Source organism: Flavobacterium collinsii, from assembly GCF_902804485.1.
Classification (GTDB): domain Bacteria; phylum Bacteroidota; class Bacteroidia; order Flavobacteriales; family Flavobacteriaceae; genus Flavobacterium; species Flavobacterium collinsii.
Genome location: NZ_CADCST010000184.1, coordinates 1 through 246 on the forward strand (window position 1 = coordinate 1; position 246 = coordinate 246).

Here is a 246-nt window from a genome sequence, read left to right on the forward strand (position 1 = left end):
GGGAATAAACGGATTACTATCCAGATATTCCAACACCAGAGACCTTATTTTAGGAACTCCCGTAGCAGGAAGAGAACACAGTGATTTAGAAAACCAAATTGGACTCTATCTCAACACACTGGCCATTCGAACCACATTTGAAGAAACAGCCAGTTTTGAAACCCTGCTGGAAACACAAAAAGACACCTTGTTAAATGCCTATTCGCATCAGGAGTATCCATTGGATAATCTGGTAGAAGAACTGGG

At 41.5% G+C, this 246-nt stretch carries 1 protein-coding gene; it reads left to right on the top strand.

Annotation, left to right across the window (positions count from 1 at the left end):
- The coding region (locus tag FLA105534_RS23390) for a condensation domain-containing protein (protein ID WP_173968482.1) at positions 1-246 on the top strand (246 nt) is incomplete at both ends.